Source organism: Candidatus Enterococcus testudinis, assembly GCF_002140915.1.
In the GTDB taxonomy this organism is placed as follows: Bacteria; Bacillota; Bacilli; order Lactobacillales; family Enterococcaceae; genus Enterococcus_D; species Enterococcus_D testudinis.
Genome location: NZ_NGKU01000001.1, coordinates 2,287,079 through 2,300,082, shown reverse-complemented (window position 1 = coordinate 2,300,082; position 13,004 = coordinate 2,287,079). Strand labels below are relative to the sequence as shown.

Annotated in this window: 13 protein-coding genes and 1 riboswitch; all 13 genes read left to right on the top strand. The window is 41.4% G+C overall.

Annotated elements, in window-relative coordinates; genetic code table 11:
* Window positions 1-20 precede the first annotated feature (20 nt).
* The 13 genes from A5886_RS11100 (at window position 21) to A5886_RS11040 (ending at window position 12,685) form a co-directional block, all read left to right on the top strand.
* Window positions 21-650 (top strand): lysozyme family protein, encoded by a 630-nt coding sequence (locus tag A5886_RS11100; RefSeq protein WP_086275203.1) that lies wholly within the window; start codon window positions 21-23, stop codon window positions 648-650.
* Window positions 651-809: 159 nt separating this feature from the next.
* Window positions 810-2,645, top strand: coding sequence for a DNA primase (gene dnaG / locus A5886_RS11095; protein WP_086275202.1), 1,836 nt, complete (start codon window positions 810-812; stop codon window positions 2,643-2,645).
* A 23-nt stretch (window positions 2,646-2,668) separates the two neighbouring features.
* Window positions 2,669-3,775 (top strand): RNA polymerase sigma factor RpoD, encoded by a 1,107-nt coding sequence (gene rpoD / locus A5886_RS11090; RefSeq protein WP_086275201.1) that lies wholly within the window; start codon window positions 2,669-2,671, stop codon window positions 3,773-3,775.
* Window positions 3,776-3,977: 202 nt separating this feature from the next.
* A complete protein-coding gene (locus A5886_RS11085) occupies window positions 3,978-5,801 on the top strand; it encodes a cell division site-positioning protein MapZ family protein (protein ID WP_086275200.1) in 1,824 nt (607 codons plus the stop codon).
* A gap of 116 nt (window positions 5,802-5,917) precedes the next feature.
* Entirely contained in the window at window positions 5,918-6,625 is a 708-nt protein-coding gene (locus A5886_RS11080) for an AzlC family ABC transporter permease (protein ID WP_086275199.1), read from the top strand.
* Complete coding sequence (locus A5886_RS11075; protein WP_086275198.1) at window positions 6,618-6,938, top strand: AzlD domain-containing protein; 321 nt, start codon at window positions 6,618-6,620, stop codon at window positions 6,936-6,938. The genes A5886_RS11080 and A5886_RS11075 overlap by 8 nt, the downstream gene beginning before the upstream one ends.
* Before the next feature lie 31 nt (window positions 6,939-6,969).
* Window positions 6,970-7,833, top strand: a complete 864-nt coding sequence (locus A5886_RS11070) for a CvfB family protein (protein WP_086275197.1) — start codon at window positions 6,970-6,972, stop codon at window positions 7,831-7,833.
* Window positions 7,834-7,941: 108 nt separating this feature from the next.
* Entirely contained in the window at window positions 7,942-8,391 is a 450-nt protein-coding gene (fur, locus tag A5886_RS11065; RefSeq protein ID WP_086275196.1) for a ferric iron uptake transcriptional regulator, read from the top strand.
* A 189-nt stretch (window positions 8,392-8,580) separates the two neighbouring features.
* Window positions 8,581-9,471, top strand: coding sequence for a site-specific tyrosine recombinase XerD (gene xerD, locus A5886_RS11060; protein WP_086275195.1), 891 nt, complete (start codon window positions 8,581-8,583; stop codon window positions 9,469-9,471).
* A gap of 15 nt (window positions 9,472-9,486) precedes the next feature.
* A complete protein-coding gene (locus tag A5886_RS11055; RefSeq protein WP_086275194.1) occupies window positions 9,487-10,236 on the top strand; it encodes a segregation/condensation protein A in 750 nt (249 codons plus the stop codon).
* Complete coding sequence (gene scpB, locus A5886_RS11050) at window positions 10,229-10,807, top strand: SMC-Scp complex subunit ScpB (protein WP_086275193.1); 579 nt, start codon at window positions 10,229-10,231, stop codon at window positions 10,805-10,807. The genes A5886_RS11055 and scpB overlap by 8 nt, the downstream gene beginning before the upstream one ends.
* A 2-nt stretch (window positions 10,808-10,809) precedes the next feature.
* The gene (locus A5886_RS11045; RefSeq protein ID WP_086275192.1) at window positions 10,810-11,526 is read left to right on the top strand and encodes a pseudouridine synthase; all 717 of its coding nucleotides are present in this window, start codon (window positions 10,810-10,812) and stop codon (window positions 11,524-11,526) included.
* 439 nt (window positions 11,527-11,965) lie between these two features.
* A complete protein-coding gene (locus A5886_RS11040; protein ID WP_086275191.1) occupies window positions 11,966-12,685 on the top strand; it encodes a uracil-DNA glycosylase family protein in 720 nt (239 codons plus the stop codon).
* Window positions 12,686-12,830: 145 nt separating this feature from the next.
* Window positions 12,831-12,954, top strand: a riboswitch (FMN riboswitch).
* The last annotated feature ends 50 nt before the right edge of the window (window positions 12,955-13,004 follow it).

The window sequence follows — 13,004 nt, the reverse complement described above, 5'->3', positions numbered from 1 at the left end:
AAATAGATGGGATGTATTTGATGAGAAAAATTCGACGTTTCCTGAAAGTGATATTCACCGGAATCTTGATTCTTGTGGTTTGCGGTGCACTCTTTTGGGGCTATCGCAACTACACAGCATTAAAGCAAGTTTATACGTATGAATCGTTGATTACGCAAGAGGCTGCAGATAATGATATTTCTGCATACAGTTCTTTGGCATTAGCCATCATGCTGACAGAATCAAAAGGACAAGGCGATGATCCAATGCAGAGTTCAGAAAGTGTCTATGGACAACAGAATCAATTCGATTCACCTGAAGACAGTATTACCCAAGGGGTGGCCTATTTGGCAGAATTGATTGAGAAAGCCGATGCACAAGGCTGTGATCTCTGGACAGCTGTCCAAGCATATAACTTTGGCACAGATTATATTGATTATGTAGCCAAAAATGGCGGTGTGAATACGTTAGAATTGGCTGAGTCCTACTCGAAAGACGTGTTATCTCCATTACTTGGCAATGAGGACCAAACAACGTACCGTTATTGGGGCATTCAGTCGTTCTTTTATAATGGGGGTTACCTATACCACAATGGCGGCAATCTTTTTTATGCCGATATCGTGAAAATGAATCAGTGGAAAGTCACAACCACGGCGGGTTTATTTAGTTGATAAATAGATATGAAAATAAAGTGAAAATACTTGAAATTTAAAATGGATATGGTAAACTCAGTATGAGTGATTCCGTCTAATTATTTATCGCACTAATGTTTATTGGTGCGATTTTTTACCTAGTTATATATGGATGCTTACCAATTTGGAGGTGAGTGGATGGCAAGAATTCCTCAAACTGTGATTGATGATATCCGCGAACGCAGCAATATTGTAGATGTTGTTGGTCAATATGTACAACTAAAAAAATCAGGCAAAAACTATTTTGGCTTATGTCCTTTCCATAATGAAAAATCGCCCTCGTTTTCTGTTGCAGAAGACAAACAGATTTTTCATTGTTTTGGTTGTGGACGTGGCGGCAATGTCTTTGGTTTCTTACAGGAGTTAGAAGGTATCAGTTTTCCAGAAGCCGTGGTCAAGACAGCTGAGCTCAATGATATTCCTCTTGATCCGGCTTATGCACAAGCAGAAACGGTAGACGCCAACAGCTCGCAAACAAGTCAGTTGATTGCATTACATGAAAAAGCCCTTGATGTCTATCATCATATGCTGGTCAATACAGCTGCGGGGCAAGAAGCATTGGATTATTTGCTGGGGCGTGGCCTAACAATGGAGCTGATCGATACATTCAAGATCGGCTTTGCACCAAACGAGCGCTCTTTTTTGGAAAAAGTTTTTTTGAACGAAAAGGCCAATGCTGACTTTTTTCCTGATACGGGATTATTCGTTCAGCGAAATGATGGCTCTCTAGCTGACCGATTCTATCAACGAATCATGTTTCCAATCCGCAATCCGCAAGGCAAAACCATCGGCTTTTCGGGGCGTTGGCTCGCCAGTGAAAAAGTGGGCGATCAAGATCAACCCAAATATTTGAATAGTCCGGAAACACCGCTTTTCAATAAACGCGAAGTCCTGTTCAACTTTGATAAGGCCCGTCGTGTGATGAGAAAAGATGGGCAGGTCTTTTTATTTGAGGGATTTATGGACGTGATCGCTGCCTGGCAAGCGGGCATTGAAAATGGGATTGCGTCAATGGGTACTAGTTTAACAAATCAGCAGATTGCTGCAATTGAACGGGCCGCAGAAGAAGTCGTATTATGTTATGACGGCGATCAAGCGGGTGTCGAAGCCACCAATCGCGGGATTGATCTGCTGCAAAGCAATAGTCGCTTACGCATGTCAGTGGTCCGAGTACCTGAACGATTAGACCCAGATGAGTATTTGCGGAAATATGGTCCGGAAGCATTATATAAATTGGCCGTCCATGGCAAAGAAACGGTGTTTGCCTTCAAAATGGATTATCATCGGACCAATCGCAATTTGGCGAATGAAAAGGAACAATTGGATTATGTGCAGGTCGTATTACAGGACTTGCAAAAAGTTGATTCATTATTGGAACAAGATCGCTATTTGACCCAATTGTCGACTGAGTTTCAGATCAGTCGGGAGACGTTGCAGCAGCAATTGCGACAGTCTCGCAAAGAAAAGCCGGTTCAACCGATCCAGCCGATCCAGCCGCCGCTTGCAGATACGATGGTTTTCCAACCTCCGGCGCGCAAGCAAGTCAAAACACAAGTTGAAAAAGCACAAGAATTGTTGCTTTACCGCTTATTTCATGATGAAACCTTGAATCATCGGTTTCGCACGACGGGTATTTCCTTTATTCATGATCGATACCAACAATTGTATCTATTATTTGATGCATTTATGGAAACAGAAGAACAGTTTGTCTTGGCAAAGTTCTTAGATTTTTTACAAGAAACAACAATGAAAAACATGGTGATAGAGATTGCAGATTTGAACGTTTCCGATGAAGGAACTGATCAGGAATTTCAGGATATACTGCAGGTCTTCCAAAAATCGGGCATTGCTGAAGAAATCAATCAAAAAAGAATCCAGCAGCAAGAGGCCCGACAAAAGGGAAATCAGCAATTGGAACTTGAACTTGCAATTGAAATCATCGAATTGACCAAACGATTGAAACAAGCGAATTAGCGAACTGAAAGGGGCTTTCTTTCATGGCAGAAGAAACAAAAAAAACGTACGACAAGGCAGTTGCCGAATACATTCGAGAAAACAAATCTAAAGGACAAGTAGTTTACGACGATATTACCAATCGTTTGGCGACACCATATACTTTAGATGCTGATGCAATGGACAAATTGATCCAAAAATTAGAAGATGCCGGCCTTAGTGTGGTAGATGAAAATGGCGAACCGTCTGTCCATAGCTTAAAGAGCAATGAAAAAAGACAAGATACCCAACCACAAGAAGATTTATCTGCGCCAACAGGTGTGAAAATCAATGATCCGGTTCGGATGTATCTTAAAGAAATTGGCCGTGTGCCATTATTGACTGCTGAAGAGGAAGTTGCTTTAGCACTGAAAATCGAAGAAGGCGATCAAGAAGCCAAACAGCGTTTAGCTGAAGCCAACTTGCGTTTGGTTGTCAGTATCGCCAAACGTTATGTAGGACGTGGCATGCAGTTTTTGGATTTGATTCAAGAAGGCAATATGGGCTTGATGAAAGCCGTAGAAAAATTTGATTACCGCAAAGGATTTAAATTTTCAACATATGCAACTTGGTGGATTCGCCAAGCAATCACTCGTGCGATCGCCGACCAAGCAAGAACGATTCGGATTCCAGTCCATATGGTGGAAACAATCAACAAACTGATTCGTATCCAACGTCAATTGCTGCAAGATTTAGGGAGAGAACCAACACCGGAAGAAATCGGTGCTGAAATGGATCTGCCAACTGAAAAAGTACGGGAAATCCTTAAAATCGCGCAAGAACCAGTCTCATTGGAAACACCGATCGGTGAAGAAGATGATTCGCATCTAGGTGATTTTATCGAAGACCAAGATGCTACAAGCCCAGCGGAGCATGCGGCTTATGAATTATTGAAAGAACAGTTGGAAGATGTTTTGGATACGTTGACTGACCGTGAAGAAAATGTCCTTCGTTTGCGATTTGGGATCGATGATGGCCGTACACGGACATTAGAAGAAGTAGGGAAAGTTTTCGGGGTAACCAGAGAACGGATCCGCCAAATCGAAGCAAAAGCATTACGGAAACTGCGCCACCCATCTCGTTCAAAACAATTGAAAGATTTCTTGGAATAAACCAAGATTTATCGGACTTTTCAAAGCGATGCTTTGGAAAGTCCGATTTTGTTTGTTATAAAAAAAACGATCTTTTGTAAGATAACTTAATAAAAACGTAACCAAGCAAGTGTTGGCTAATGGGGTAGAATGTGATAAATTTAAATTTGTGAATTCAATTTTTCGCCTTATTCAGATGTTAAAAAGGAGCAAATACAGCCAAATGGAAAAGATATGTCCTAATTGTGGATTTCAAGCAAGTGAAATAACCCCTGTTTGTCCTAATTGCGGATGCAAATGGGCAGAAATAGAAGATACGTCAACGGATGCACTGACGGGTGATCAGCCTCTTGGTAATGAGAATGATGATATTCGTTGGTCAGATTATAAACATGTGTCGATTGGTGAAATGGAAGAGCAATTTGGTGAGAGTCATCGTGATCCAAATGAGAAAAATAAAACAACGACGCGCGTTACTGGCTTTCAGTCCAAAGAGGATGTTTCTGAAGAGGATGCAGGAACGCCTTTGTTTGCCCGCAAGCAAACAGAAGAGGATACAAGTGAGACAAGTGAGACAAGTGAGACAACTGAGGCACAAACGGAAGCTGAACAGCTAGCCGCTCATGATGCCGAGATTTTATCCGCCTATATTCGCCGACATAAAGGCGAAGAGGACCTTGATTCGATGGATGCAGAGCCAGCAGATCAACAAGCTGACATTGCTGAAGATGCAAAATCAGCTGTCAAAGACGAACCAGAAGAAAGTGATCAAGCAACGTCAACGAAAGCAGCCAGCACGCTGCCAACTGAAGCACCAACAGCTGAGCCAGTCGCTCCTGTTACAGATACGCGTGACAGTCAAGCAACTGATACTGCAACTGCTCCAAAGAAGAAATCAAAGAAAATCGTCTATCTCGCAGCAGCTGTTTGTTTGATAGCTGCAGGCGGTGGTTGGGTCTATTATCAACAACAGCAAACTGCAGCGCAAGAAGCACAAATTGCCCAAGACACAGCTGATTTAGACCAAATCGAACAAGCCTTGAATGCTATGTATTCAGACCAAGACCATGTCTATTTGAATAGTGATGTGACTGCCGAATCTGTAGAGGCATTGCAGCAGCAATTGACTGCTTTTAAGGACAACGATCGCTACCAAGATTTGGCAACAGAAGCGGACACGATCGCTGATAAAATTGCTGCTCTGAAGGAAATCAACGGCTACTTTGCTGAACCAGCAGTGGTTGAAGATCAATTGAATCAGGTATCATTGAAAGAAGCAGCCGCTATTTCGATGGCCAAAAGAGATGAAAAAGACGGCTTTGATACATTGGTCAATCAAGCAATCACCATGGGACAAACGGAGTACCAAGAAATTCAAGAAGTTCAAAATGCTGTCAAAAGCATGACCGCCTTGATCAAGGATGGGGAAGCACCGGACAGTATCACGCGGTCGAACTACAATGAATTGATGAAGAAGGTCCAAGCATTGCCAATTGAATCAGAGGTGACCACTTTATCGGACTCTCTCAAGACAGTTGATACAAGTTTGACCAAAAGAGAAACTGCAGAAAAGGCCGCCGCGGAGAAAGCTGCAGCCGAGAAAGCCGCCGCGGAAAAAGCTGCTGCTGAAGCAGCGGCTTCCGCTCAAGCTGCCCAAAGTGCAAGCAGCAGCACAACACAAAATGCTTCCGAAGACGAATATGTGTTGTCGCCGAATACCCCTACAAATACCAATAATCAGCCAATTATTCCAGCCCGTCAAAGCGACTTGGCCGATACCACGAACAGTGCATGGAATTGGGCCGATGGTGTGAAAGAAAAAATCATCGCGACAGCGATCGCCAGAGGCTATGTAGTTGAAGGCGGCTATACCTTTGAGCGTGTGCGGATCGTTGATGGGGAAGGTTATTACAACTTCTATGCCACCAACGCAGAAGGCAGTTTACTAAAAGGAACCGGAGACTCGGCCTTGCCAATGTATTTGTTTACTGTGAATGCCAAAACTGGCTATTTTAGAGGCAATGGGAACGATCATACCGTTCGTTAACACAAATTTATCGCCACATACAACCTAGAGATACCATAGAGATGTGAAAAACACTTGTTTCTCCTCCTTGATTTCGATATGATGTAAGATAATCGTTCGCTCAAGGAGGTTTTTGTGTGCAAAAAATAGAAAGATATGATCGGTTTGAAGATGGCGTGATTGCATGTATACCAACAATTTTAGGCTATCTAGGGATTGGTTTTGCAATGGGTGTCGTGGGAAAAGGCATTGGCTTATCGATTATGGACATTATCATCATGTCCATTATTGTCTATGCCGGCAGTGCACAATTTATCATCTGCGCATTATTGGCGATCAATGCCCCCATGACCACGATCGTGGCCACTGTCTTTTTGGTGAATCTACGCCATTTCTTGATGAGTTTATCGGTGGCGCCTTATTTCAAACAAACCCCATTCTTATCCGCAATCGGTATCGGCTCTTTGTTGACAGATGAGTCATATGGTGTGCTGACAACGGCGCTGCAGCAACACAAGCCTGTGACTGCCAAGTGGACCCATGGACTAAATCTGATGGCGTATCTCAGTTGGATCTTTGCAACATTTTTGGGCGGTTTACTAGGTTCATTTATTCCTGATCCTGAACTGTTGGGATTAGATTTTGCATTAGTTGCGATGTTTATCGGTTTGTTTTTATTTCAAGTAGAACGGCCCTTGAAGAAAAAAACCAGACAAACTCTTTTGATTTTGACAACTGTGGTGGTGATATTGGTGGTCAGTATGGTATGGACGACGGCAGAAGTCGCCGTGATCATTGCCACCCTTGCTGGTTGTTTGGTTGGGACGGTGACACATCATGGGTGAGTTTGTTATACTGATGGTAGCTTGCGGTATCGTCACGTGGGTGCCAAGGGTCCTGCCGTTTATCTTTTCTAAGAAAATGGCGTTTCCAGAAACATTTACAGTATTTTTGAGTTATTTGCCACTATGTATATTGGCAGCACTGCTTGTACAGAATTTGTTGGTTTTTCGGGAAGGGCAGTGGCCTTTATTAAAAATCAAAGAAACATTGGCCTGTTTGCCAGCACTGGCAGTTGGGTATTATACGAAAGATCTTATGAAAATCGTTGTGACTGGAATCATCACCATGGCATTGATTCGGTTGGTATTTCCATGAAGAACATTGGCTTTTATTGAAGGAGGAACACATGAAAGATTTATTAGCGTCCGTTTTCAGCGGGCTGATCATTGATGAAAATGATCAAAATTATTTTGTTCAAAAAAGCGGCGTCACATTCCGTTTAGCAAAAGAAGAAGGCGAACATCATTTAGGTGAAGCAGTAGAAGGGTTCGGCTATCAAAACCAAAAGCAGGAAAATGTCATGACGACGGTCATCCCTAAAAGCCGCAAAGGACACTATGCATTCGGTACCGTCACCGGCAGTCGGCGGGATCTAGGTGTATTCGTTGATATTGGTTTGAAAGACAAAGATATGGTCGTTTCATTAGATGAATTGCCAACGATCAGAGAGTTGTGGCCCAAAAAAGGCGACCGTCTGATGGTCAGTCTTCATGTAGATGAGAAAGACCGGATTTGGGCAACGTTAGCAGATGAAAAAATCTTTAAAGCACTTAGCAAAAACGGCAACGAAACAATGAAAAATCAAGACGTCGCAGGAACGATTTATCGTTTGAAATTAGCCGGAAGTTATCTATTGACGGAAGATTTTCATGTTGGCTTTGTACATCCTTCCGAACGCTACCAAGAACCGCGCTTAGGAGAAGTTGTCAAAGGCCGAGTGATTGGTGTGCGTCCAGATGGTGTGTTGAACATATCCTTGAAACCACGCGCATATGAAGCTATATCAGATGATGCAGCTATGATTTTGACTTTCTTGGAACGTGCTGCGGATCATCAAATTCCTTTTACCGATCACTCATCACCAGAAGAAATCTTACAAACATTTGGTATCAGCAAAGGCCAATTTAAACGGGCAATCGGAAATTTATTCAAACAGCGCTTGATTGAACAAAAAGATGGTTATACAAAGTTGATCAAAAAACCTAATTGAGAATGCTTGTATCTTTTCTCGTTCTAATTTATAATGATTACAATAAACATCGAGGTGGTTTCTACCTAGATTATAATAATTATAAATTAGTTATGTGTGGAGGCAGCCATGAATACAACAGCAGCTTTGAAAAAGACCAAAAAGCAATTACATGAGTCAGGTTTTAAATTAACCCCGCAGCGTGAAGCCACGCTGCAGGTTTTGTTAGAAAATGAGAAAGATCATTTATCAGCAGAAGAGATTTTCTTTTTTGTGCGCAAGAAAAACGCTGAAATTGGCTTAGCAACGGTCTATCGAACATTGGAGATATTGACCGATCTGCGTATCGTTGATAAAGTCAGTTTCAATGATGGGGTAGCGCGCTACGATCTGCGTAAAGAAGGCGCCAAGCACTTTCACCACCATTTATTGTGTCTGGAGTGCGGCAATATCGAAGAGGTGGAAGAAGACCTCTTGGGACAGGTGGAAGAAATTGTTGAACAGAAGTATCACTTCTTAGTCAAGGACCACCGTCTGACTTTTCACGGTGTCTGCCAAAATTGTCAGAACAAAGCATAACCCTGTCAAAACAACGTCCGTATGCGTCAGTGACCGAACTATAGTTGGATTCTTGCAGCAAGACCATTCTTGCACGCTCGTTTCATGCTATGCGTCGGTCTTTTTGTTTTTGTGTCGGGATTGCCTTCACCACCTAGCATAACGGGCAAGAATTTGATATGATAAGAAAGTTGAACGAAGGGGTGCGAGATGGAAGAACAAATCATTGATTATCTGCATTATTTAACGATCGAACGCGGTTTATCTCAAAATACCCGCGTCAGTTATCAACGCGATCTAATGCAGTATGCTGCTTTCTTGAGCACACAACAGGTAACGCAATGGCAGCAAGTGGATCGAGTGATTGTATTGACCTTTTTGCAAAGCTTGCAAGCTGCAGGAAAGTCCTCTGCAACAGTCATTCGTATGGTGTCGAGTTTGAGACGATTCCATCAATACTTACGCCAAGAAAGAGTGACGGATCATGATCCGATGCAGCACATTGATTCGCCAAAAAAACAACAAAAATTACCGGATACATTAAGTCTAAAAGAAGTAGAACGCTTGATTGAGTCACCTGACACACGAGAAGTATTAGGTATTCGCGATCGTGCCATTCTGGAAGTCATGTATGCCACCGGATTACGTGTCAGCGAGTTGATCGGCCTAAAGTTAAAAGATCTGCATCTTAGTATGGGGCTATTGCAAACGACAGGTAAAGGGGATAAAGAACGCATCGTTCCTTTAGGTGACTTGGCGATTCAGTGGATCGAAACCTATTTGAGTGACGCCAGACCTTATCTGACCCGCAAAAATACGGAGGAGACCCATCTGTTTGTCAATAATCACGGCCGTCATTTGTCTCGGCAAGGCATTTGGAAAAACCTCAAAAGTCTTGTTCGGCAAGCTGGCATCAACAAAAATGTCACCCCCCATACGTTGCGTCATAGTTTTGCGACGCATTTATTAGAAAATGGCGCTGATCTGCGGACTGTTCAAGAATTGTTGGGCCATGCAGATATATCAACGACGCAAATATACACCCATATCACTAAGAAACGCATGACAGAGGTTTACAAACAGCATTTTCCCCGTGCATAGAAAAAGAGGACCAAGATGGAAGAAATCAATATTAAATTGGCTGTCTTTGAAGGACCGCTAGATCTGTTGCTGCACTTGATCAAGCAATTAGAGATCGATGTCTATGATATTCCAATCGCAGCCATAACTGAACAATATATGGCCTATATCCATACGATGAAGTATTTGGCCCTTGAGGTGGCCGGTGAATATTTAGTGATGGCAGCTACTTTGATGGCTATCAAAAGTCAGATGCTGCTGCCAAAACAAGAATTGGCCGTTGAAGTCGAAGAGTATGAAGAAGATCCCCGCGATGTCTTAGTGGCGCAACTGTTGGAGTATCGCAAATATAAATATGCCGCGGAACAACTGTCAGAAAAAGCAGAAGAACGCAGTTTGTATTACACGAAAGAACCAATGGATGTGGATGAATACAAAGCCCAAGACGATCATTTGACAGCCAATCAATTCAATACGATCGATTTGTTCATGGCGTTTCAAAAGATGATTGAAAAAAAGAAAAATCGCCAAGTCTTAGAAACTAAAATCACCCCAGATGAAAATACCATTGATGAAAAAATGAACACGATCCAAATGGAGATGGCGCATGTCAGTGCCAAAAAAGGCCGGACTTTTGATTCATTTTTTGAATCATACAACAAAAGTGAAGTCGTGGTTACCTTTATGGCTTTGCTGGAATTAATGAAAAAAGGAACGATTCGGGTAGAGCAGAACGATAACTTTTCATCGATCATGCTCTATCCAGCAGGTACAGAGAATGAATAAATTTAGTGAAATCGAAGCGATATTATTTGTCGTTGGTGACGAAGGAATCGGTTTGGAAGAACTGAGCTATCTCGTCAAGGACAGTACAGCAAATGTCTATCAACAAGTGCAAGAACTGAATCAACGCTATCAAGAAAACACACAGACAGCCTTACATATTTTAGAAGTGGGCAATCATTTTATCCTTTCTACCAAGAAGGTCTTTGCCCCTTTGCTCAAAAAATATGCCGAGTCGCCAATGGGCAGCTCGTTGTCGCAAGCAGCCTTAGAAACATTATCGATTATTGCCTACAAACAGCCAATCACGCGGATGGAAGTTGAAGAGATTCGCGGCGTCCAATCCAGTGGGTCAGTGCAGAAGTTGACGGCAAAACGGTTGATTGAAGAAAAAGGCCGCGTCGATGGACCAGGGCGTGCGATCTTATATGGCACCACAGATTATTTTATGGATTATTTTGGCTTAAAGAGTTTGGCTGAGTTGCCAGATATCCAGTCAATGGAAGATGAACTTGAAGAAGATGCCCCTTTTGATCTTTTTTATGACCGCTACAAACAAGTAGAAGGAGAATGAAGATGGAACGTTTGCAAAAAGTGATTGCGCACGCAGGAATCACCTCAAGAAGAAAAGCAGAAGGATTGATCACCGCTGGCCGTGTTCGGGTCAACGGCGAAGTCGTGAAAGAATTGGGTGTCCAAGTCAGCAGCAAAGATACCGTAGAAGTCGATGGTGTACCGATCGAACAAGAACAACATGTATATTATGTATTTTATAAACCCCGCGGCGTCATTTCCGCTGTCAGTGATGACAAAAAACGAAAAGTTGTGCTGGATTATTTTGAAGGTATAACTGCTCGGATCTATCCAGTTGGACGTTTGGACTATGACACGTCAGGGCTATTGTTGTTGACCAATGATGGAGAATTGTCGCAAACACTGATGCATCCAAAACATGAAGTGGATAAAGTCTATGTCGCCAAAGTCAAAGGCGTTGCAGACAAGAAGCAATTGCTGCCATTATCAAAAGGTATTCGGATTGAAGGACGAAAAACTGCGCCTGCACGTTTTGAGATTCTATCGACAGATATGACGGCCCAAACCAGCATCGTCCAATTAACGATCCATGAAGGCCGTAACCACCAAGTCAAGAATATGTTGAAAGCTGTAGGACTGCCTGTTCAAAAGCTAAAACGTGAACTATACGGACCATTGACATTAGACGGTCTGAGACCAGGTGAGTTTCGCGAATTGTCTAAAAAAGAAGTCAGTCAACTGAAAAATAGTGTCAAATAACGATTAAACAAACCAAAGAATTGTCAAACAAAAATGAAAAAAGTCCCAAAGTTGGGCTAATATTAGCCCAACTCTATGTTATACAAAATGTTAGACTTTTACGGATTGGAGAAATCCACTTCTTTATTATAGGACAAAATTAAATAAGAGAATATTCTTATAGCAGCTTTACGAAATTGAATAGAATTCAATCAGTTCAGTTTCTGTTTATTCAATTAATTTCCATAAACTTTCATTAAATAATTATTTCTGAAAAATAGATTGTTGATACTTATCGAAGTTTGGATACAATAATATTAATAAAGCAAGAGCTCATAGAGTTCATTTTAAAAGACAGAGTATATCCTACAAATACTGAAATATTCTTATCTACGATTACCAATGTATACAATCAATAAATGTTTATTAATTAAACTTAGCGAGAAAGGACTAAGTGAGTATGGTAGAAAATAAGACATTCTCTGAAAAAGTACTTGAGTTCAACAAGCAACTTTCACAAAGTTCAATTAGTATGCCAGAAGGATTCAGCCTCATCAATCCTTTCAAAGAAAGTCAAAAAAATCAAGTGAATAAATTGGTAGTTTCTTTTTATTCACATTATTACAATGACGAACTGCCTAGAAAAATGATATTAGGGAGTTCACCTGCGCGTAGAGGAACAGCAGTGACGGGAGTTCCATTTGAAGAGTTAGATCATCTTAACGAACTTGGAGGACTGAATATTAAAGGCTTTTCTGCTAATCGATCTTCATCAGATTTTCTGCAAAATGTAATTGTTAACTATGGTGGTAGAGAAAAATTTTATTCAGATTTTTATATGGGATTTGTTTGTCCTTTAGGAATTACAAAGACTAACTCGAAAGGTAAAGAGGTTAACTATAACTACTATGAGAGTAAGAGAATCGAGGAAGTCCTGTATCCACTAATTTTGAAGTCGATTGAGGAACAGCTCAATTTTGGAATTGACCAATCAACTGGTTATTGTATTGGAAGTGGGGAGAATTTTAAGTTCTTAAATAGAATAAACAAAAAATATCAGTTTTTCGAAGAAATAATACCATTAGAGCATCCTCGATTCATAACACAATATAACTCAAAACGTAAAGACTACTTTATGGATAAGTATTTAAAAGCGTTTTCGAAAAGAGGGAGAGAGTAGTAAGGAGAAAAAACGTTTAGGAAATTTTCTGTTTCGATACACCTAAGACATTTTCGCTTTTGAAGTATCAAATAACGATTAAACAAACCAAAGAATTGTCAAACATTATTTTTTGTGTATAATAGATATGTAACATAAAATAAAGGTTCGTCTTCAGGGGCAGGGTGCAATTCCCGACCGGTGGTAATAGTCCACGACCTATTTCCTAGAAATAGCTGAATCGGTGAAATTCCGATACCGACAGTATAGTCTGGATAAAGAAGATAGAGCGTATTTGATTTGCCTATGGTTATTTCGAATGCCCTCTTTTTTCCCTGTG

What these genes read in the sequence shown, in the direction of transcription:
- A5886_RS11100 (WP_086275203.1), top strand. Translation starts at nt 21, where the DNA reads ATGAGAAAAATTCGACGTTTCCTGAAAGTGATATTCACCGGAATCTTG.
- dnaG (WP_086275202.1), top strand. Translation starts at nt 810, where the DNA reads ATGGCAAGAATTCCTCAAACTGTGATTGATGATATCCGCGAACGCAGC.
- rpoD (WP_086275201.1), top strand. Translation starts at nt 2,669, where the DNA reads ATGGCAGAAGAAACAAAAAAAACGTACGACAAGGCAGTTGCCGAATAC.
- A5886_RS11085 (WP_086275200.1), top strand. Translation starts at nt 3,978, where the DNA reads ATGGAAAAGATATGTCCTAATTGTGGATTTCAAGCAAGTGAAATAACC.
- A5886_RS11075 (WP_086275198.1), top strand. Translation starts at nt 6,618, where the DNA reads ATGGGTGAGTTTGTTATACTGATGGTAGCTTGCGGTATCGTCACGTGG.
- A5886_RS11070 (WP_086275197.1), top strand. Translation starts at nt 6,970, where the DNA reads ATGAAAGATTTATTAGCGTCCGTTTTCAGCGGGCTGATCATTGATGAA.
- fur (WP_086275196.1), top strand. Translation starts at nt 7,942, where the DNA reads ATGAATACAACAGCAGCTTTGAAAAAGACCAAAAAGCAATTACATGAG.
- xerD (WP_086275195.1), top strand. Translation starts at nt 8,581, where the DNA reads ATGGAAGAACAAATCATTGATTATCTGCATTATTTAACGATCGAACGC.
- A5886_RS11055 (WP_086275194.1), top strand. Translation starts at nt 9,487, where the DNA reads ATGGAAGAAATCAATATTAAATTGGCTGTCTTTGAAGGACCGCTAGAT.
- scpB (WP_086275193.1), top strand. Translation starts at nt 10,229, where the DNA reads ATGAATAAATTTAGTGAAATCGAAGCGATATTATTTGTCGTTGGTGAC.
- A5886_RS11045 (WP_086275192.1), top strand. Translation starts at nt 10,810, where the DNA reads ATGGAACGTTTGCAAAAAGTGATTGCGCACGCAGGAATCACCTCAAGA.
- A5886_RS11040 (WP_086275191.1), top strand. Translation starts at nt 11,966, where the DNA reads ATGGTAGAAAATAAGACATTCTCTGAAAAAGTACTTGAGTTCAACAAG.